The sequence below is a fragment of the Enterobacter sp. 940_PEND genome (assembly GCF_001059415.1).
GTDB lineage: Bacteria > Pseudomonadota > Gammaproteobacteria > Enterobacterales > Enterobacteriaceae > Enterobacter > Enterobacter cloacae_M.
This window is the reverse complement of sequence record NZ_JUMS01000109.1, coordinates 90557-111300: the sequence shown is the minus strand read 5'-3', so window position 1 is coordinate 111300 and position 20744 is coordinate 90557. Positions and strand designations below refer to the sequence as shown.

20 protein-coding genes and 1 tRNA gene are annotated in these 20744 nt (G+C 57.6%); 9 read left to right on the top strand and 12 right to left on the bottom strand.

Going from position 1 to position 20744, the window contains the following annotated elements; all coding sequences use genetic code 11:
- Positions 1 to 53: 53 nt before the first annotated feature.
- The 10 genes from ADJ24_RS15605 to mltB form a co-directional block, all read right to left on the bottom strand.
- Positions 54 to 146 (bottom strand) — tRNA-Ser (locus ADJ24_RS15605).
- 342 nt (positions 147 to 488) lie between these two features.
- Positions 489 to 674 carry a carbon storage regulator CsrA gene (csrA, locus tag ADJ24_RS15600; protein WP_000906486.1) on the bottom strand — a complete coding sequence of 62 codons (186 nt, stop codon included), beginning with the start codon at positions 672 to 674 and terminating at the stop codon, positions 489 to 491.
- A gap of 241 nt (positions 675 to 915) precedes the next feature.
- Positions 916 to 3543: an alanine--tRNA ligase gene (alaS, locus tag ADJ24_RS15595; RefSeq protein WP_023308941.1), complete on the bottom strand. Its 2628-nt coding sequence runs from the start codon at positions 3541 to 3543 to the stop codon at positions 916 to 918.
- A 131-nt stretch (positions 3544 to 3674) separates the two neighbouring features.
- On the bottom strand, positions 3675 to 4175 hold the full coding sequence (gene recX, locus ADJ24_RS15590; RefSeq protein ID WP_023308942.1) for a recombination regulator RecX: 501 nt from the start codon (positions 4173 to 4175) through the stop codon (positions 3675 to 3677).
- 66 nt (positions 4176 to 4241) lie between these two features.
- Positions 4242 to 5300 carry a recombinase RecA gene (gene recA / locus ADJ24_RS15585; protein WP_023308943.1) on the bottom strand — a complete coding sequence of 353 codons (1059 nt, stop codon included), beginning with the start codon at positions 5298 to 5300 and terminating at the stop codon, positions 4242 to 4244.
- Between the two features lie 89 nt (positions 5301 to 5389).
- On the bottom strand, positions 5390 to 5887 hold the full coding sequence (pncC, locus tag ADJ24_RS15580; protein WP_023308944.1) for a nicotinamide-nucleotide amidase: 498 nt from the start codon (positions 5885 to 5887) through the stop codon (positions 5390 to 5392).
- A 129-nt stretch (positions 5888 to 6016) separates the two neighbouring features.
- Entirely contained in the window at positions 6017 to 6895 is an 879-nt protein-coding gene (locus tag ADJ24_RS15575) for a metal ABC transporter substrate-binding protein (RefSeq protein ID WP_032667918.1), read from the bottom strand.
- Between the two features lie 14 nt (positions 6896 to 6909).
- Complete coding sequence (locus tag ADJ24_RS15570) at positions 6910 to 7770, bottom strand: metal ABC transporter permease (protein WP_023308946.1); 861 nt, start codon at positions 7768 to 7770, stop codon at positions 6910 to 6912.
- Positions 7767 to 8420: a metal ABC transporter ATP-binding protein gene (locus ADJ24_RS15565; RefSeq protein WP_023308947.1), complete on the bottom strand. Its 654-nt coding sequence runs from the start codon at positions 8418 to 8420 to the stop codon at positions 7767 to 7769. Before ADJ24_RS15565 ends, ADJ24_RS15570 begins: the two co-directional genes overlap by 4 nt.
- Before the next feature lie 313 nt (positions 8421 to 8733).
- Complete coding sequence (mltB, locus tag ADJ24_RS15560) at positions 8734 to 9834, bottom strand: lytic murein transglycosylase B (protein WP_023308948.1); 1101 nt, start codon at positions 9832 to 9834, stop codon at positions 8734 to 8736.
- Between the two features lie 252 nt (positions 9835 to 10086).
- Here mltB and srlA point away from each other — a divergent pair, with 252 nt between their 5' ends.
- The 7 genes from srlA (at position 10087) to gutQ (ending at position 14997) form a co-directional block, all read left to right on the top strand.
- A complete protein-coding gene (srlA, locus tag ADJ24_RS15555) occupies positions 10087 to 10650 on the top strand; it encodes a PTS glucitol/sorbitol transporter subunit IIC (protein WP_023308949.1) in 564 nt (187 codons plus the stop codon).
- Positions 10647 to 11606, top strand: coding sequence for a PTS glucitol/sorbitol transporter subunit IIB (gene srlE / locus ADJ24_RS15550; protein WP_023308950.1), 960 nt, complete (start codon positions 10647 to 10649; stop codon positions 11604 to 11606). Before srlA ends, srlE begins: the two co-directional genes overlap by 4 nt.
- 12 nt (positions 11607 to 11618) lie before the next feature.
- Positions 11619 to 11981, top strand: a complete 363-nt coding sequence (gene srlB, locus ADJ24_RS15545; RefSeq protein WP_023308951.1) for a PTS glucitol/sorbitol transporter subunit IIA — start codon at positions 11619 to 11621, stop codon at positions 11979 to 11981.
- A gap of 14 nt (positions 11982 to 11995) precedes the next feature.
- Complete coding sequence (gene srlD, locus ADJ24_RS15540) at positions 11996 to 12775, top strand: sorbitol-6-phosphate dehydrogenase (protein WP_023294411.1); 780 nt, start codon at positions 11996 to 11998, stop codon at positions 12773 to 12775.
- A gap of 67 nt (positions 12776 to 12842) precedes the next feature.
- Entirely contained in the window at positions 12843 to 13202 is a 360-nt protein-coding gene (gene gutM, locus ADJ24_RS15535; RefSeq protein WP_023308952.1) for a transcriptional regulator GutM, read from the top strand.
- Positions 13203 to 13265: 63 nt separating this feature from the next.
- Positions 13266 to 14039 carry a glucitol operon DNA-binding transcriptional repressor SrlR gene (gene srlR / locus ADJ24_RS15530; protein ID WP_023308953.1) on the top strand — a complete coding sequence of 258 codons (774 nt, stop codon included), beginning with the start codon at positions 13266 to 13268 and terminating at the stop codon, positions 14037 to 14039.
- Entirely contained in the window at positions 14032 to 14997 is a 966-nt protein-coding gene (gene gutQ / locus ADJ24_RS15525; protein ID WP_023308954.1) for an arabinose-5-phosphate isomerase GutQ, read from the top strand. Before srlR ends, gutQ begins: the two co-directional genes overlap by 8 nt.
- Here gutQ and norR read toward each other — a convergent pair.
- A complete protein-coding gene (gene norR, locus ADJ24_RS15520) occupies positions 14994 to 16508 on the bottom strand; it encodes a nitric oxide reductase transcriptional regulator NorR (RefSeq protein WP_023308955.1) in 1515 nt (504 codons plus the stop codon). The genes gutQ and norR overlap by 4 nt on opposite strands.
- A 186-nt stretch (positions 16509 to 16694) precedes the next feature.
- On the opposite strand from norR, the gene norV reads away from it, so the two are divergent.
- Both norV and norW read left to right on the top strand, forming a co-directional pair.
- A complete protein-coding gene (gene norV, locus ADJ24_RS15515; RefSeq protein WP_023308956.1) occupies positions 16695 to 18140 on the top strand; it encodes an anaerobic nitric oxide reductase flavorubredoxin in 1446 nt (481 codons plus the stop codon).
- Positions 18137 to 19270, top strand: a complete 1134-nt coding sequence (norW, locus tag ADJ24_RS15510; protein WP_023308957.1) for an NADH:flavorubredoxin reductase NorW — start codon at positions 18137 to 18139, stop codon at positions 19268 to 19270. The genes norV and norW overlap by 4 nt, the downstream gene beginning before the upstream one ends.
- A 450-nt stretch (positions 19271 to 19720) precedes the next feature.
- On the opposite strand, the gene ADJ24_RS15505 is transcribed toward norW, so the two are convergent.
- On the bottom strand, positions 19721 to 20743 hold the full coding sequence (locus ADJ24_RS15505) for a HoxN/HupN/NixA family nickel/cobalt transporter (RefSeq protein ID WP_048702886.1): 1023 nt from the start codon (positions 20741 to 20743) through the stop codon (positions 19721 to 19723).
- Between the last annotated feature and the right edge of the window lies 1 nt (position 20744).

Sequence of the window (20744 nt, the reverse complement as noted above, 5' to 3'; positions counted from 1 at the left end):
GACCGCTCGGTTCGTAGCCGAGTACTCTATCCAGCTGAGCTACGGATGCAAAATGGCGGTGAGGCGGGGATTCGAACCCCGGATGCAGCTTTTGACCGCATACTCCCTTAGCAGGGGAGCGCCTTCAGCCTCTCGGCCACCTCACCACACAACGCCTCTTTCGAGTGCTTCGAGTTACTCGTTAAGAGCTTCTCGTCGCTGCGTGGCGCATATATTACTTTCTGGGACTTATAAGTCAAACAATTTTCCAAAAGCTTTTATCGTTTGCACAAATCACACGCAATTCGCATGTAAAAGCCGCAAAGAGGGTGTTTTATAAGCGGATTTTGCAGGCATCTTCACAGAAAACCTTTGCAGAAATGGCGGCGTAAGGGCGAGTTTAAGGTAACGGAGTGGTTAAAAAGAGAGCGTTTGAAATTAAACGGTAACGTTGAGCAGGAAAAATGACAGGAGGGTTGCGTCTCGCCCGACAGCGAGACGCGACAATATCAGTAACTGGACTGCTGGGATTTTTCAGCCTGGATACGCTGGTAGATCTCTTCACGGTGGACAGATACTTCTTTAGGAGCGTTAACACCAATACGTACCTGGTTACCCTTTACCCCTAAAACTGTCACGGTGACCTCATCCCCAATCATGAGGGTCTCACCAACTCGACGAGTCAGAATCAGCATTCTTTGCTCCTTGAAAGATTAAAAGAGTCGGGTCTCTTGTATCCCGGCATTATCCATCATATAACGCCAAAAAGTAAGCGATGACAAACACGTAAAGTGTAAGCAGTCACGGCATCACATTCTGTTAAACGTAAGTTTAGCCGATATACACAAACTCAACCTGACTTTATCGTTATCGATAGCACAGTGAACAAGACGCCATAACGTTACCGCTATGGCGTCTGCTTGTGCTTTGTAGTTATTACAGTTTCGCGCTTACCCAGCTTTCAACGCTGGCCAAAGCTTGCGGAAGTGCCGCCGCATCCGTACCACCGGCTTGCGCCATGTCCGGACGACCGCCACCCTTGCCGCCCACCTGCTGAGCGACCATACCAATCAGTTCCCCTGCTTTTACGCGGTCGGTCACATCCTTAGAGACGCCCGCAATCAGAGAAACCTTACCTTCTGCCACTGTCGCCAGCACGATAACGGTAGAACCAAGCTGGTTCTTGAGATCGTCGACCATAGTACGCAGCATCTTAGGCTCAACGCCCGCCAGATCGCTGACCAGCAGTTTGACGCCCTTAATGTCTACAGCCTTGCTGGAGAGGTTTGCACTCTCCTGCGCCGCAGCCTGCTCTTTCAGCTGCTGCAGCTCTTTTTCCAGCTGACGCGTGCGATCCAGCGCAACGCGCACTTTCTCGCCCAGGTTCTGGCTATCGCCTTTCAGCAGCTGCGCGATGTCGTGCAGCTGATCGCTCTGCGCATGCAGGCTGGCAATCGCACCTTCACCGGTCACCGCTTCAATACGACGCACGCCTGCCGCCGTACCCGACTCGGAAACAATGCGGAACAGGCCGATGTCACCGGTGCGCGATGCGTGCGTACCGCCGCACAGCTCGGTAGAGAAGTCGCCCATGCTCAGCACGCGAACGCGGTCGTCATATTTCTCACCAAACAGCGCCATCGCACCTTTTTTCTTCGCGTCCTCGAGCTCCATGATGTGGGTCTCGATTGGCAGGTTACGACGGATCTGCGCGTTCACCAGATCTTCCACCGCGCGGATTTCAGACGGTTTCATCGCTTCAAAATGCGAGAAGTCGAAACGCAGCACTTTGTCGTTAACCAGAGAACCTTTCTGTGCAACGTGGGTACCGAGTACGTCGCGCAGGGCGGCGTGCATCAGGTGGGTTGCAGAGTGGTTCAGACGAATGCGCGCGCGGCGAGCTTCATCCACGTTAGCCTGTACGCCCTCGCCCACTTTCAGAGAACCGGAAACCAGTTTGCCCTGGTGACCAATCGCCTGACCGTATTTCTGGGTGTCGCTGACGCTGAAGCTGAAACCGTTGCCTTTCAGTTCGCCTTTATCGCCAACCTGACCGCCGGATTCCGCGTAGAACGGCGTTTTGTCCAGAATGACAACCGCTTCCTGGCCCGCGCTGATGCTGTCCACGGCTTTACCGTCAACAAACAGGGCGGTCACTTTGCCGGTCAGTTCCAGCGCGTCATAACCTTTGAATTCAGACGCGCTATCAACGCGGATCATCGCGTTGTAGTCTGCACCGAAACCGCTGGATTCACGCGCACGACGACGCTGCTCTTCCATCGCGGCTTCGAAGCCCGCTTCGTCAACTTTGATGTTGCGCTCGCGGCAAACGTCCGCCGTCAGGTCAACCGGGAAGCCGTATGTGTCGTACAGGCGGAAAGCTGTTTCGCCATCCAGCGTATCGCCCTTAAGTTTCGCCAGCTCTTCGTCCAGCAGCGCCAGACCGCGCTCAAGTGTACGGGCAAACTGCTCTTCTTCGGTTTTCAGAACCTGCTCTACCTGCGCCTGCTGGCGTTTCAGCTCATCACCGGCAGCACCCATCACGCCAATCAGTGGCCCAACGAGTTTATAGAAGAAGGTGTCCTTCGCGCCCAGCATGTTGCCGTGACGGATGGCACGACGAATGATACGACGCAGCACGTAGCCACGGTTTTCATTCGACGGGATAACGCCGTCGGCAATCAGGAACGCACAGGAACGAATGTGGTCCGCGATAACGCGCAGCGATTTGTTGTTCAGGTCGGTCGCACCGGTAACTTCGGCAACGGCTTTGATCAGGGTGCTGAACAGGTCAATCTCGTAGTTGGAGTTGACGTGCTGCAGAACCGCAGCAATACGCTCCAGACCCATACCGGTATCAACGGAAGGCTTCGGCAGCGGCTCCATCGTACCGTCGGCCTGACGGTTGAACTGCATGAAGACGATGTTCCAGATCTCAATGTAGCGATCGCCGTCTTCTTCCGGGCTGCCCGGAGGGCCACCCCAGATGTGGTCGCCGTGATCGTAGAAGATCTCGGTGCACGGACCGCAAGGGCCGGTATCACCCATCTGCCAGAAGTTGTCAGACGCGTATGGCGCGCCTTTGTTATCGCCGATGCGAATAATACGCTCGCGCGGGATCCCGACTTCTTTTTCCCAGATTTCGTAGGCTTCGTCATCGGTTTCATAGACGGTAACCCACAGACGCTCTTTCGGCAGGTTGAACCAGTTTTCACAGGTCAGCAGTTCCCACGCGTATTGAATGGCATCGTGTTTGAAGTAGTCGCCGAAGCTGAAGTTACCCAGCATTTCGAAGAACGTATGGTGACGCGCGGTGTAACCGACGTTTTCCAGGTCGTTGTGTTTACCGCCCGCACGCACGCAACGCTGTGAGGTTGTGGCGCGGGAATAATTACGCTTGTCGAGACCAAGGAACACATCCTTGAACTGGTTCATCCCGGCGTTGGTAAACAGCAGAGTCGGATCGTTATTCGGTACCAGGGAGCTGCTGGCAACAACCTGGTGTCCCTTACTATGGAAAAAATCGAGAAACGCCTGACGGATCTCAGCGGTGCTCTTGCTCATAATTATCCTGAAATCAAGCTAACGAAATGTCGTAGCCAGCCTGTATCGGTAAACCGTTGGACAGACCAGCTACTGGAAAAAGTGGGAATAAGATAAGTTTTCTTTAGTGGGAAGTAAAATCCCGCATGCGTTCAATCGGCAAAATTACGCCAGATATCCTGAATATCTTCCATGAGAAAGCCGCGGTAGAGCAAAAAGCGCTGGATTTTGACTTTTTCTGAAAATTCACGCGGCAGCGGTTCGCCGTATTTACGAATCGCCTGTTCTCTGGCCAGCTCGCACCAGTCAGTATCGCATTTGCGCATCGCTTTTTCGATGGACTCCCGGGCCACTCCTTTCTGGTTCAGCTCCTGCCGGATGCGCGCGGGCCCATATCCTTTACGGCCGCGGCTGGCGAGAAACCGTGAGGCAAAGCGCTCGTCATCGAGATAATGATGCTCATAGCACCAGGCAATCACGCGGTCATAATCTTCCGCGGTGGCATCAATCTCTTCCGGCCCGTTTTTACTCATCACCGGAGCCGACAGTTTTCGCCGCAGCTCCTGTTCACTGTGGTCACGAACGGCCAGGATGCGCACCGCGCGGTCCAGCAAGCGTGCATACGCGGGTCGACGTGTTGTCGGTTCACTCATAAAAAACCTGCTGATTCAGAAATGCAAAAAGGGCCGCATCAGCAGCCCTTCATTTTAAACGAAGAATTAAAAGTCTTCGTTGGTTTCTTCAGCATCCGCGGCATCGACCACGAAATCAGGTTTAGAGTCCTGGTTGTTCAGCAGAAGCTCACGCACCTTCTTCTCAATCTCTTTCGCCGCAGCCGGGTTCTCTTTCAGCCAGGAGATCGCGTTCGCTTTACCCTGACCAATCTTGTCACCGTTGTAGCTGTACCAGGCGCCAGCTTTTTCAATCAGCTTCTCTTTCACGCCCAGGTCAACCAACTCGCCGAGGAAGTTGATCCCTTCGCCGTAGAGGATCTGGAATTCAGCCTGTTTGAACGGCGCGGCGATTTTGTTCTTCACAACCTTCACGCGGGTTTCGCTACCGACCACGTTCTCGCCCTCTTTCACCGCGCCGATACGGCGGATATCCAGACGGACAGAGGCGTAGAATTTCAGTGCGTTACCGCCGGTAGTGGTTTCCGGGTTACCGAACATCACACCAATTTTCATACGAATCTGGTTGATGAAGATCAGCAGCGTGTTGGACTGCTTCAGGTTACCCGCCAGCTTACGCATCGCCTGGCTCATCATTCGTGCCGCGAGGCCCATATGAGAGTCACCGATTTCACCTTCGATTTCGGCTTTTGGCGTCAGTGCGGCAACGGAGTCAACCACGATAACGTCAACGGCACCAGAACGCGCCAGCGCGTCACAAATTTCCAGCGCCTGCTCACCGGTGTCCGGCTGAGAACACAGCAGGTTGTCGATATCCACGCCCAGCTTGCGAGCATAAACAGGGTCCAGCGCGTGCTCGGCATCGATAAACGCACAGGTTTTACCTTCGCGCTGTGCCGCGGCAATCACCTGCAGCGTCAGGGTGGTTTTACCGGAGGACTCTGGCCCGTAGATTTCTACGATACGACCCATAGGCAGACCGCCAGCGCCCAGCGCGATATCCAGAGAAAGCGAACCGGTGGAGATGGTTTCCACATCCATGGAACGGTCTTCACCCAGGCGCATGATGGAGCCTTTACCGAATTGCTTTTCGATCTGGCCCAGTGCTGCCGCCAACGCTTTCTGTTTGTTTTCGTCGATAGCCATTATTACTCCTGTCATGCCGGGAGAAGCGACTGTGCTTCACCGTGGATTTCTGTTCTGTTGGTGCAATTATACTGTATGGTCATACAGTATCAAGTGTTTTGTAGAAATTGTTGCCAGAGCGTTTTTAACGCATAAACGGTTGCCTGACGACGCACGCTTTCGCGATCGCCGCTGAAGCACTCCCGGCGGGTGATACCTTCCCCTTTGGAGGTGGCGAACCCAAACCAGACGGTGCCGACAGGCTTTACGTCGCTGCCGCCGTCCGGGCCCGCAATACCGCTAATGGAAATCGCGTAATCTGCCCGCGCCTCTTTGAGCGCGCCAATAGCCATCTCGATTACCACCGGTTCGCTGACCGCGCCATGCTGTTCAAGCGTGGATTCACGCACGCCAATCATCTGTGCTTTAGCTTCGTTACTGTAGGTCACAAAACCGCGTTCAAACCAGGCGGAACTGCCGGCAATATCGGTAATCGCTTTCGCCACCCAGCCGCCGGTGCAGGATTCCGCAGTGGTGATTGTCGCGCCACGCTGCTTCAGCGCAAGGCCAACGATCTCGCTAAGCTGCATCAATTCATGGTCAGTCATTCTCGCTCCAGGCATCAGAAAAACGTGCTGCACAAGATAGCACTTTCTCGTCAGATGTGGGGATGCACTTCAGGTTTTACTAGGGGGCTTCAGAAAAAAGCCGGTACGGACGCACCGGCGGTGGAAAAGTTATTTCATGCTCTCAGCGAGGGTGTGCACATTGTGGCGAAACGCCTTAACGTAGGTGTCAGCCACCCCACCTTTTGCCGACAGCGCTTCGGGGTAAAGCTCGCCCCCGGGCTGTGCGCCCGTCGCCGATGCAATCTGTTTCACCAGACGCGGATCGAGCTGATTTTCCATAAACCAGGTTTTCACGCCGTCGGCTTTAATCTGATTGATAATCTCGGCGACCTGCGCCGCGCTGGCTTCGCTCTCAGACGACAGCCCCTGCGGCGCCATAAACGTCACGCCGTAGGCGCGGCTGAAATAGCCGAACGCGTCATGGCTGGTCAGCACTTTACGCTTCGCCGGCGGGATCTGGCTAAAGCGCGTTTTGGCCCAGTTATCCAGCTGGCTGAGCTGCGCGATATACGTTTTGCCAGAGGCTTCCAGCGCGGCTTTGTCCTCAGGATCGGCTTTCACCAGCCCGTTCAGAATGTTTTGCGCATAGAGCGCCCCGTTCGCCGCGCTGTTCCACGCATGGGGATCGGTCACAGTCTTTCCATCTTCCTCAAGCGTGTGGGTTTTCACTCCTGTTGAGGCCACAACCAGTTGCCCTTTGAACCCGGAGGCTTTCACCAGACGATCAAGCCAGCCTTCCAGCCCCAGGCCGTTCACCACCACCACATCAGCCTTGCTCAGGGCGGCGCTGTCTTTCGGCGACGGTTCAAAGGTATGCGGATCGCCGTCCGGCCCGACCAGCGTCGTCACGTTCACATGGTCACCGCCTACCTCCTGCGTGATATCCCCCAGAATCGAAAAGCTGGTCACCACATTCAGCGTTTTCGCCATCACGCCGTGCGACATCATCCCCAGCGCGAGCGCCACTACAAATCCTGTACGTTTCATCGTTTCCCCTTGCGTTAAAAATACGCCCGCAGGCTGCCAGCGAGCCTGCTTCGCGTACCCAGTAAAATGGAAATAAAGAACAGCGCGCTGGCGGTGAGCACGATGGACGGCCCGGCAGGTAGGCTCATGGCCCAGGAGAGGCTCAGCCCCAGCCATGCGCAGAAAATACCGCTTATCCCCGCCATCAGAAGTAAGGCTGGTAGCGTGCGCACCCAGCAGCGTGCCGCCACGGCCGGAAGCATCATCAGCCCGACGGCCATCAGCGTGCCGAGCACCTGAAAACCAGCCACCAGGTTAAGCACCAGCAGCGCCAGAAACAGTCCGTGCAGCAGGCCAGGCAGCCAGCGGGCGTTCACCTGCAGCCAGGCAGTATCAAACGCTTCTGTGACCAGCCCGCGATAAAACAGCGCCAGTGTGATAAGGGTGAACATACACACGCCCGTGACAAACAGCGCGGCGTCCTTGTCCACGGCGAGGATAGAGCCAAACAGCAGATGCAGCAGATCGACATTCGACCCGCGCAGCGACACCAGCGTGACCCCCAGCGCCAGCGAGCCAAGATAAAACCCGGCAAAGCTGGCATCTTCTTTCAGCGGCGTGCGTCGACTGACCAGACCGGCCAGCAGCGCCACGGTAATTCCCGCGATAAAACCGCCAATACTCATCGCCAGCAGCGACATACCGCTGAGCAAATACCCCACGGCGACACCCGGCAAAATGGCGTGAGAAAGGGCGTCGCCCATCAGGCTCATCCGACGCAGCTGAAGAAACACGCCGAGCGCGGTGGTGCTGACGGAGAGCGCCAGGCAAACCACCAGCGCGCGACGCATAAAGCCGTACTCAATGAACGGTTGAAAAAAGAGATGCCAGATCATGCCACCCTCACCCGCTCGGTTTTCCACTGGGGAACGTCAGCATCCAGCCGCAGCGTCTGCGGAAAATGGCGCGACACGCGCTCGCTGTCGTGCAGTACCGCGAGCAGCGTTTGCCCCTGCATATACATCTCCAGCATCAAATCCATCAGCACGCTGCAGGTGGCTTCATCGACCCCGGTAAAGGGTTCATCCAGCATCACCAGCGGCGCCTGCTGCACCAGGACGCGGGCAAACAGCATGCGCTGAAACTGACCGCCGGAGAGTTCATCGATGGTGGATAACGCCATGGACTCAAGCCCGACGCGCTCAAGCGTGCTGGCAATGCGCAGCCGCGTTTCGCGACGAAACCCGGAAAAAAGCGAAATGCCCGGCCAGCAGCCCATGCTTACCACGTCGTGTACGGTCAGCGGAAACTGCGCCTCCAGGGCGTGACGCTGTGCCAGCCAGCCGATGACCGGGCGCTTACCCTGCCAGCGGAAACCGCCGCTGACGGGAGGAATAAACCCCGCCAGCGTTTTCAGCAGCGTGGATTTCCCGCAGCCGTTAGCGCCGATAATGGCGGTCATGCTGCCGCGTTCAATGGTGCCCGAGAGGGGCCGCGTAACGGGCTGGCGTTCATAACCCGCGACCAGTTCATTCATCACGATCATGGCAGTGCCACCGCCCAGCGCACGGCCAGCCCGATAAAGACAACAAGCACCAGCGCCAGCAAAAGCCGAACCAGAGCAGACAGAGAAAAAAGGGACGTTGACATGTCGACACCACATTAAATGTTATAACATAACAATAATGAAAGACGGTTAAGATGTAAATGACGGGTTTGAAAAGGGAGTGTGGCGAAATGTTTCTGAAGAATTTCCCTCTCCCGTGGGAGAGGGTCAGGGTGAGGGCATCAGGCCGCACCGTGCGTGCAGCCATGCCGGGTGGCGGCGTTGCCTTACCCGGCCTACCCGTCTGAGCAACTTACTGACTAAACGGTGACACCGCCGGAACGCGCGCCTGAGACACCGCCAGCCCCAGCTGCCATACGGCCATCGCATAGTGAGTGCTGTGGTTATAGCGGGTGATGACGTAGAAGTTCGGCAGACCGTACCAGTACTGATAGCCCGTACCGACATCCAGACGCAGCAGGCTTGCCTGTTGCGCGTTGCCCAGCGGCTGCGTTGGCGTTAGGCCTGCAGCTGCCAGCTGCGAAATGCTGTAGTTGGTTTTGAAGCCGTTTTCCAGCCCCGGCGCCTGACCGTTCGCCTGCACCGCCACCTGGCCGCCCGGCACCCAGCCGTGCGCTTTGAAGTAGTTCGCCACGCTGCCGATGGCATCTACCGGATCCCACAGGTTGATATGACCGTCCCCGTTAAAGTCGACGGCATATTGTTTATAGGAGGACGGCATAAACTGGCCGTAGCCCATCGCGCCGGCAAACGACCCTTTCAGATCGAGCGGATCGTCCTGCTCGCTGCGCGCCATCAGCAGGAAGGTTTCCAGCTCGGAAGAGAAATACTCCGCGCGGCGCGGGTAGTTAAAGGAGAGCGTCGCCAGCGCGTCGAGGATGCGGGTTTTCCCCATCACGCGGCCCCAGCGGGTTTCAACGCCGATAATCCCGACGATGATTTCCGGCGGTACGCCGTACACCTGCCACGCGCGGTTGAGCGCATCTTCATACTGATTCCAGAACACTACGCCGTTTTGCACGTTGTCCGGGGTAATAAATTGTTTGCGATAGCGCAGCCACGCGCCGTTCGGCCCGCTCGGCACCTGGGCGGTTGGTGCCTGCCTGTCCATCAGGCGCAGCACGTAGTCCAGACGCTTGGCCTGAGACAAAATTTCGTGCAGCTGCTGTCTGTCAAAGCCGTGTTTGCTCACCATTTTATCGATGAACTGCTCGGCCGCCGGGTTATTCGCGAAGTCGCCGCCCATCTGCATCATATTGTGCTGCGGCTCCAGCAGGAATCCTCCGGAAGGCGCGCCCGCCGTTTGCTGAACGGCTTCAGTCTTAGGTTTGCTACTACAGGCAGACAGCAGAATAAGCGCAGGCAACAGCGCTGCATAACGACGCTTGAACATGAGACATCCATTTAACGGGTTCGATAAGAACCCAGTATGGTAAAGCATCCGCAACACCTCAAGGAAGCGGTACGCGCCTCCCCCACGCAAATCCGCGCTTTTTTCCACCGAAAATCATTCCCCCCACCAATAAACTTTCAAAATAATCCTTTTTTCTTTCATTGTGAGATTTAATTAACACTTTAAAACCTTTCAAAGTGATTATTATTAGCCCAGTCAGACAAAAACAAAAAAGCCCCACAGGAGAGAAGAATGATAGAAACCATCACCCACGGCGCCGAGTGGTTCATCGGGCTGTTTCAGAAAGGCGGAGAAGTGTTCACCGGCATGGTGACCGGGATCCTGCCCCTGCTGATCAGCCTGCTGGTGATCATGAACGCGCTGATCAACTTTATCGGCCAGCAGCGCATCGAACGCTTCGCCCAGCGCTGTGCCGGGAATCCGCTGTCCCGCTACCTGGTACTGCCGTTCATCGGTACCTTCGTGTTCTGCAACCCGATGACCTTAAGCCTCGGCCGCTTCATGCCGGAAAAGTACAAGCCGAGCTACTATGCCGCCGCCTCCTACAGCTGCCATTCGATGAACGGCCTGTTCCCGCACATTAACCCCGGCGAGCTGTTTGTCTATCTTGGGATCGCCAGCGGCCTCACCACCCTTGGCCTGCCGCTCGGCCCGCTGGCGGTGAGCTACCTGCTGGTTGGCCTGGTCACCAACTTCTTCCGCGGCTGGGTGACCGACCTCACCACCGCCATTTTTGAGAAAAAAATGGGCATCGAGCTTGAACAGAAAGTCCATCTTTCAGGAGCCACAGCATGAACCGGATCCGCATTGAGAAAGGCACGGGCGGCTGGGGCGGCCCGCTGGAGTTCGACGCCACCGAAGGCAAAAAGATCGTCTACATCACCGCAGGCACGCGCCCGGCAATCGTCGACAGGCTGCGCGAGCTGACCGGCTGGGAAGCGGTCGACGGCTTCAAGGAAGGCGAGCCGCCGGAAGCGGAAATCGGCGTGGCGGTAATCGACTGCGGCGGCACGCTGCGCTGCGGTATCTATCCGAAGCGCCGGATTCCGACGGTGAATATTCACTCCACCGGAAAATCCGGCCCGCTGGCACAGTACATCCTTGAGGACATTTATGTCTCAGGCGTGAAGGAGGACAACATCACGCTGGTGAATGGCACTGCCGCGCCGCAAAAAGCGGCCCCGCGCGAGTACGACACCAGCAAGAAAATCACCGAACAGAGCGACGGCCTGCTGGCGAAGGTCGGGATGGGCATGGGTTCCGCCGTGGCGGTACTGTTCCAGTCCGGGCGCGACACCATCGACACGGTGCTGAAAACCATTCTGCCGTTTATGGCATTCGTCTCGGCGCTGATCGGCATCATCATGGCGTCCGGCCTGGGCGACTGGATTGCCCACGGCCTCGCCCCGCTCGCGAGCCACCCGCTCGGGCTGGTGACGCTGGCGCTGATCTGCTCCTTCCCGCTGCTGTCGCCGTTCCTCGGCCCGGGCGCGGTAATTGCCCAGGTCATCGGCGTGCTGATTGGCGTGCAGATTGGTCTGGGGAACATTCCCCCGCACCTCGCCCTGCCCGCCCTGTTCGCCATTAACGCCCAGGCGGCGTGCGATTTCATCCCCGTAGGGCTGTCGCTGGCCGAAGCGCGCCAGGACACCGTGCGCGTGGGCGTGCCGTCCGTGCTGGTGAGCCGCTTCCTGACGGGCGCGCCGACGGTGCTGATTGCCTGGTTTGTCTCCGGCTTTATTTATCAATAAGAGGTTCCTGCGATGACCGTGATTTACCAGACCACCATTACCCGCATCGGCCAGAGCGCGGCTGACGCGCTGAGCGACCAGATGCTGATCACCTTCCGCGAAGGCGCCCCGGCGGATATCGAAGAGTTTTGCTTTATCCACTGTCACGGCGAGCTGAAGGGCGAGCTGAAGGCCGGGAGCCAGCTGGAGCTGGGCGAGGCGCGCTATGCCGTCACCGCCGTCGGCGACGTCGCCGAGCAAAACCTGCGCGAGCTGGGGCACATCACCCTGCGTTTCGACGGCCAGCCGCAGGCCGAATATCCCGGCACGGTTCACGTGGCGGGCCCGGTTCCGCAGGCTGTCACCCCAGGCTGCACGTTAAAATTTGTTGCGTAATTAAGGAGAAACACATGAGTCAGGTTGCCGTTGTCATTGGTGGAGGACAAACCTTAGGCGAGTTCCTCTGCCGTGGGCTTGCCGCAGAGGGCTACCGCGTGGCGGTAGTGGACATTCAGAGTGAAAAAGCCGCCCGCGTGGCGGACACCATTAACACCGAGTTTGGCGAAGGGATGGCGTACGGGTTTGGTGCCGACGCCACCAGCGAGCAGAGCGTGATGGCGCTGGCCCGCGGCGTGGACGAGATTTTTGGGCGTACCGACCTGCTGGTCTACAGCGCGGGGATTGCGAAAGCGGCCTTTATCAGCGATTTCGAACTGGGGGATTTTGACCGTTCGCTGCAGGTGAATCTGGTGGGCTATTTCCTCTGCGCCCGCGAGTTTTCCCGTCTGATGATCCGCGACGGCATTCAGGGGCGCATCATTCAGATCAACTCCAAATCAGGGAAAGTGGGCAGCAAGCACAACTCCGGCTACAGCGCGGCGAAGTTTGGCGGCGTGGGGCTGACGCAGTCTCTGGCGCTGGATCTGGCCGAGTACGGCATTACCGTTCATTCGCTGATGCTGGGTAACCTGCTGAAATCGCCGATGTTCCAGTCCCTGCTGCCGCAGTATGCCACCAAGCTCGGCATCAAGGCTGAGGAAGTGGAGCAGTACTACATCGATAAAGTGCCGCTGAAGCGCGGGTGCGATTATCAGGACGTGCTGAACATGCTGCTGTTTTACGCCAGCCCGAAAGCCTCGTACTGCACCGGGCAGTCGATCAACGTGACGGGTGGGCAGGTCATGTTCTGATCGAGCGGCCTGATGCCCTCACCCTAACCCTCTCCCACCGGGAGAGGGAACAAAACAAGGAGTCGATATGGTTACCGCACTCATCACCGTCGCCGCCCTCGCCTGGATCTGCCAGATGGCGTTTGGCGGCTGGCAGATCCACCAGTTTAACCGCGCGTTTGACGCGCTGTGTCAGAAAGGTCGCGTCGGGGTCGGGCGTTCCGGCGGACGCTTCAAACCGCGCGTGGTCGTCGCCGTTGCGCTGGATGAAAACAATCACGTCTGCGATTCCCTCATCATGCGCGGCATGACCGTCTTCGCCCGTCCGGCGAAAATCCAGGCGATCAACGGCATTTCGCTGCAGGAATTACGGCCTGATGTGATCTTTCCCCATGATCCACTCTGTCAGAATGCACTATCATTAGCGCTTAATCTGAAACATGGATAATTTCGTTGTGAAAGCTATAGACTTGCGAAATTATCATTTCGCAACCTAAGGAACGAAGCGCCTATGAAACCTCGTCAGCGGCAGGCGGCCATTCTCGAGTATCTGCAAAAGCAGGGAAAATGCTCGGTAGAGGATCTGGCCCACTACTTTGACACCACCGGCACGACAATACGCAAGGACCTGGTATTGCTCGAAAACTCTGGCGCCGTCATTCGAACCTACGGCGGCGTGGTGCTCAATAAGGACGAAGCGGACCCGCCTATCGACCACAAAACGCTGATCAATACCCACCAGAAAGCGCTGATTGCCGAAGCCGCCGTCAAATTTATCCACGATGGCGATTCCATCATTCTGGATGCAGGCAGCACCGTCCTGCAGATGATTCCGCTGCTCAGCCGCTTTAACAACATCACGGTGATGACCAACAGCCTGCACATCGTCAACGCCCTGTCGGAGTTCGACAGCGAGCAGACCATCCTGATGCCCGGCGGCACCTTCCGCAAAAAATCGGCGTCGTTTCACGGCCAGCTGGCGGAGAATGCCTTCGACCACTTCAGCTTTGATAAACTCTTTATGGGCACCGACGGCATCGACCTGAACGCAGGCGTTACGACGTTCAACGAGGTTTTCAGCGTCAGTAAAGCGATGTGCAACGCCGCGCGGGAAGTGATTTTGATGGCAGACTCGTCGAAGTTTGGCCGCAAAAGCCCCAACATTGTCTGTAGCCTTGAAAGCGTTGATAAGCTGATTACCGACGCAGGTATCGACCCGGCGTTCAAGAAAGCGCTGGAAGAGAAAGGAATCGACGTGATCGTAACCGGAGAGAGAGATGAGTGATTTTCTGTTAGAAACGGGTCGCCAGACGCTGATGCTGGAACTGCAGGAAGCCAGCCGCCTGCCGGAACGTCTGGGCGAGGATTTTGTCCGCGCCGCCAACACCATTATCCACTGCGAAGGCAAAGTGATCGTGGCGGGCATCGGTAAATCCGGCCATATCGGCAAAAAGATTGCCGCGACGCTCGCGAGCACCGGCACCCCGGCTTTTTTTGTGCATCCGGCAGAGGCGCTGCACGGCGATCTGGGGATGATTGAAAGCCGCGACGTGATGCTGTTTATCTCCTACTCCGGTTCGGCCAAAGAGCTGGACCTGATTATTCCGCGCCTGCAGGAAAAATCGGTCGCCCTGCTGGCGATGACCGGAAAATCCCGCTCGCCGCTGGCGCTGGCCGCCAAGGCGACGCTGGATATTTCCGTTGAGCGTGAAGCCTGTCCGATGCACCTCGCTCCGACCTCCAGCACCGTTAACACCCTGATGATGGGCGACGCGCTGGCAATGGCGGTGATGCAGGCGCGCGGCTTTAACGAAGAAGATTTCGCCCGTTCGCATCCGGCGGGCGCGCTCGGCGCACGCCTGCTCAACAAGGTTCACCACCTGATGCGCACCGACGATGCCATTCCACAGGTCAAACTCGATACCAGCGTCATGGACGCGATGCTGGAACTCAGCCGCACCGGTCTGGGGCTGGTAGCGGTGTGCGATGACAGCGGGAGCGTTAAGGGCGTGTTCACCGACGGCGACCTGCGCCGCTGGCTGGTGGGCGGCGGCAAGCTGGAAACCAACGTGTCGGACGCCATGACCAAAGGCGGGCTGACGCTGAACGCCGAGAGCCGCGCCATTGAAGCCAAAGAAGTGCTGATGAAGCGCAAAATCACCGCCGCACCGGTGGTGGATGATTCCGGCAGGCTGTGCGGCGCCATCAACCTGCAGGATTTCTATCAGGCCGGCATTATCTAACCCTTCAGTCCCAGACGCTTCGCCAGCCTGTGCAGGTTGGCGACGTCCATCTCCAGCGCCCGCGCGCACGCCGCCCAGCTGCGGTTATTCTGCTCCAGCGCGCGGGTAATCATCTGACGCTGAAACGCCTCAGTGGCTTCGCGCAGATTTTCATTGACCGTTTCTGTTAGAGCCTGGGCGATTGCCGGTGGGGTTTCATCCTGCAGCGCAAAATGCCGCGCGTGGATCACCACTTCGTCACCCGAACGCGTCGCCCGCGCCAGCACCACCGCGCGGTGAATCGCGTGCTCCAGCTCGCGCACATTGCCCGGCCAGCCGTAGCTCAGCAGATGCGACCTCGCACCCTGGCTCAGCACCACGCGGGAAAGCCCCATCCTGAGACGGCACTGCTCGCAGAAAAAGCCCGCCAGCAGCACCACGTCGTCCCCGCGCTCGCGCAGCGGCGGCACGGTAAGCGGGAACACGCTCAGGCGATGGAACAGGTCGGCGCGGAACTGCCCTGCCAGCACCGCTTCACGCAGGTCGCGGTTCGTTGCCGCCAGCACGCGAACGTCCACTCTGTGGCTGCGGTCATCCCCCACGCGCTGGATGTCGCCGTACTGCAAAACGCGCAGCAGCTTGGCCTGCAGCGACAGGGAGAGCTCGCCGATTTCATCCAGAAACAGCGTGCCGTTATCGGCCATTTCGAACTTGCCGCTGCGGTTGCTGATGGCCCCGGTAAACGCCCCTTTAACGTGACCAAACAGCTCGCTTTCCGCCACGCTTTCCGGAAGCGCGGCGCAGTTGAGGTACACCAGCGGGTTCACCGCGCGCGGCGAGGCTTCGTGAATGGACTTCGCGACCAGCTCCTTGCCGGTGCCGGTTTCCCCGAAGATCAGCACGTTCAAATCTGAGGCGGCGACAATCTCAATCTCTTTTTTGAGCTGCGCCATGCCCGGAGAAAGGCCGATCATCTCCGTTTGCGTCACCTGCTCAAACGCCGCCGGGCTGCCGGGAAGAATGTTCTGGCTCTCCAGCTGTTCAATCAGCAGGGCATTGTTCAGCGCCCCGGCGGCCAGGGCGGCAATCAGGCGCAGCTCTTCGTCGCTAAAGGTGTCGAACTGGTCCGGCGACAGGCCGTCGAGGGTCAGCGCGCCGATCAGGTTTTGCCCGGCAAATAAAGGCAGGCCGATACAGGCGTGAACCTTCAGGCTCTCCTGTCCGGGAATAAGCCCGTCGTACGGGTCGGGCAGATCGCTGTCCGCCGGGAAGCGCACTACGTCACCCGCGCGGGCGATGGTTTCCAGACGCGGATGGCCCTCAAGGGTAAAACGCCGCCCGAGCACGTCCTTCGCCAGCCCGTCGATAGCCAGCGGAATAAACTGCCGCCCCTCGTAGCGCAGCAGCGCCGAGGCGTCGCACGCCAGCACGTGGCGCAGCGTGGAGATCAGCCGCTGAAAGCGGTCCTGATGGCCGATACCGGTCTGCAGCTCAATGGCGATCTTCGCCAGCACGTCTACGGAAAAGCTCATAGAGACCTCGCTGTCATTTTGACAATGCATGTTGTCATATTGACACTACCTTGTATAGTCATAATGACTACCCATTACGGATCATAAAAATATTAATTAAGTAAAATCAATAAATTAAAAACTGGCACGCAACTTGATATAGGCAAATCATCTTATTTGAAAATGCTGTATTACGTAGAGGTTGCTATGTCTATTCTGGTTAAAAATAACATTCATTGGGTCGGTCAACGTGACTGGGAAGTGCGCGATTTCCACGGGACGGAATACAAAACGCTGCGCGGCAGCAGCTACAACAGCTATCTCATCCGCGAAGGAAAAAACGTGCTGATCGATACGGTCGATCACAAGTTCAGCCGCGAGTTCGTGCAGAACCTGCGCAGCGAAATTGACCTTGACGCCATCGACTACATCATCATCAACCACGCGGAAGAGGACCACGCCGGCGCGCTGACCGAGCTGATGTCTTACATCCCGAACACGCCGATCTACTGCACCACCAACGCCATCGACTCGATCAACGGCCACCACCACCATCCGGAGTGGAATTTCCACACCGTTAAAACCGGCGACGCGCTGGATATAGGCAACGGCAAGCAGCTGATCTTCGTGGAAACGCCGATGCTGCACTGGCCGGACAGCATGATGACATACATGACCGACGACGCGGTGCTGTTCAGCAATGACGCCTTCGGCCAGCACTACTGCGACGAGCGCCTGTTCAACGACGAAGTGGACCAGACCGAACTCTTCGAGCAGTGCCAGCGCTACTACGCCAACATTCTGACCCCGTTCAGCCGCCTGGTGACGCCAAAAATCACCGAGATCCTCGGCTTTAACCTGCCGGTGGACATGATTGCCACCTCCCACGGCGTGGTGTGGCGTGAAAATCCCACCCAGATTGTGGAGCTCTACCTGAAATGGGCGGCGGACTATCAGGAAGACCGCATCACTATTTTCTACGACACCATGTCCAACAACACCCGCATGATGGCGGACGCCATTGCCCAGGGCATCAACGAAGTGGACCCCAACGTGGCGGTGAAAATCTTCAACGTGGCGCGCAGCGATAAGAACGAGGTATTGACCAACGTCTTCCGCTCTAAGGGCGTGCTGGTGGGCACCTCCACCATGAACAACGTGATGATGCCGAAAATTGCCGGTCTGGTGGAAGAGATGACCGGCCTGCGTTTTCGCAACAAGCGCGCCAGCGCCTTTGGCTCCCACGGCTGGAGCGGCGGCGCGGTAGACCGTCTGTCTACCCGCCTGCAGGATGCGGGCTTTGAGATGTCCCTCAGCCTGAAGGCGAAATGGCGCCCGGATATCGACGCCCTGGAGGTCTGCCGCCAGCACGGCCGCGACATTGCCCGTCAGTGGGCGCTCGCACCGCTTCCGCAAGCTGCCGAACCAACCGCACAGCAGGAAACCTGCGCCTGCGCCGCCGCGGCAGCCGCCGATCCCGGACCGCGCATGCAGTGCAGCGTCTGCCAGTGGATTTACGATCCTGAAATGGGCGAACCGCTGCAGGACGTTGCGCCGGGCACGCCGTGGAGTGACGTGCCGGAAAACTTCCTCTGCCCGGAGTGTTCACTCGGTAAAGACGTCTTTGACGAACTGGGTACGGAGGCAAAATGAACAACGGGATCGTCATCATCGGCTCGGGCTTTGCCGCCCGCCAGCTGGTGAAAAACATCCGCAAGCAGGACGCCAGCGTGCCGCTGACGGTGATCGCCGCCGACAGCATGGACGAGTACAACAAGCCTGATCTAAGCCACGTGATTAGTCAGCATCAGCGCGCCGAAGACCTCACCCGTCAGACGGCGGGGGAGTTCGCGGAACAGTTTAACCTGCGTCTGTTCCCTTACACCTGGGTCACCGACATCGACGCTGCCGCCCACAAGGTGAAAGCAAAAGAGAAAACCTGGCAGTACGACAAACTGGTGCTGGCCACGGGTGCCTCTGCGTTTGTGCCGCCGGTTGAAGGCCGCGAGCTGACGATCACCCTGAACAGCCAGCAGGAGTATCAGGCCAGCGAAACGGCGCTTCGCGACGCACAGCGCGTGATGATTGTCGGCGGTGGGCTGATAGGCACCGAGCTGGCGATGGATTTCTGCCGGGCGGGTAAATCCGTGACTCTGGTCGACCACGCGGCAAGCATTCTGTCGTCGCTGATGCCCGCAGAAGTAAGCAGTCGCTTACAGCATCGCCTGACCGACATGGGGGTGCATCTGCTGTTGAAATCGCAGCTGCAAAGCCTGAGCAAAACCGAAGGCGGCATTCGTGCCACTCTCGACCGCAGCCGCAGCGTTGAGGTGGATGTGGTAATCGCTGCAACGGGCCTGCGCCCGGAAACCGCGCTGGCGCATCGCGCAGGCGCCGAAATACAGCGTGGCGTGAAGGTAAATAGCTACCTGCAAACCACGCAACCTGATATTTACGCGTTAGGTGACTGCGCTGAAATTAACGGTCAGGTACTGCCCTTTTTACAGCCAATTCAATTAAGCGCGATGTATCTGGCGAAAAACCTGCTCGGCGGCAGCGCGCCGCTGAAATTACCCGCCATGCTGATTAAAGTCAAAACGCCAGAATTACCGCTGCATCTTGCCGGTGAAACGCAGCGTCAGGATCTGAACTGGCAAATTACCCTCGAACCGCAGGGAATGGTCGCGCGCGGCGCGGATAACGAGGGTCAGATTCGCGCTTTTGTGGTAAGTGAAGACCGGATGAAGGAGGCTTTCGCACTGCTGAAACTGTTACCTGCTTAACCCTCTCGTTGCCGGGCGGCGCTTCGTTTACCCGTCCAACAACGAGTCTACGCAGAGTTAACCTTTGAATTTTATTATTCACCGCCCCGATATTCCGGGGCTTTTTCTTACGCATTCTATTCATTAAATAAATGCAAAGTAGATATATCATCGCCATCAATCCCTTATTTATTATTTTCGTAAATGCTTTAATATGAAACAGCTTAAAAACATCATCCAGATTTATTATTGGCAGCTGACTCAGTCTGAAAAGACATCATCAGCAGGAGGCAAATAATGGCGAATTTTTATAAATAACTCAATTATCTTTCTCGTTATTTCACACAAGCGAAGAATGCGGAATATATTTATTCCGCAAAAGTTCTACATTTTCAGCATCTTTTTTATCGGTATGCCGCTATGCGCCAGCCATTGAGGAAGTCGCGGAGGTTGCGCCGTGCAGGAGCCGGTTCAGGAACGTACCACCAGCGCGTCGTAGCCGCGCCAGCGGTAGTTGACCATGGAGATCAGCCAGCAGGCGACAAACAGCCCGACCACCGCAAACCCGGCGTTGCCCAGGTTGTCGTTTACCGCGCCAATCAGATCCCACACGCCGCCGCTGAGGGAAAATTTGTCCATCAGCAGACCCAGCGCTTCCAGCCCGCCGATAAACAGCGCCACCACCACGGAGGTGCCGGTAATGGTCATGTTGTAGTAGAGCTTGCGCTGCGGCTTGTTGAACGCCCAGCCGTAGGCACCGACCATCAACAGGTTATCGAGGGTATCCACCAGCGCCATGCCGCTGGCGAAGAGCGCCGGGAAGACCATGATTGACCACACCGACATCCCGCTTGACGCGCTGGCGGCAGAGATCCCCAGCACGCCAATCTCGGTAGCCGTGTCAAAGCCGAGGCCAAACAGGAAACCGACCAGGTACATCTGCCAGCTTTTATTCACCAGGCGGAAGGTTTTACCAAACAGCCAGTTCATGACGCCGCCCTGGGCAGGGAGCGTGATGTCGCCCTGCACGGGCCTGCCCTGTTTCAGCGCCTGAAAACTGCGCCAGACGCCGCGCAGAATCACCATGTTCACCAGCGCCATCGCCAGCAGGAAGGTGGCGGAAACCGCGGAGCCGATCAGGCTGCCGGTTTCGTGGAACCACTCCATGTTTTTCTGAAACGCCGTCGCGGTAGCGGCGATAGCAATAGAGGCCAGCACCACGATGGTGGAGTGCCCCAGCGAGAACCACGCCCCCACGCCGGACGGACGTTTGCCCTGCTGCATCATCTTACGCGTCACGGTATCAATCGCCGCGATGTGGTCAGCGTCCACCGCGTGACGCAGCCCGTAGCACCACGCCAGCAGGCTGGCGGCCATCAGCGCCGTGCTGCCGCTGAAAGCGTGCCATGCCCATCCCCAGGCCAGCAGGTTTGCCATTACCAGAGCCAGCAGCAGAAGCGCGGCGCGAGGTTCATTGCGTAAGAGTCGTAACATT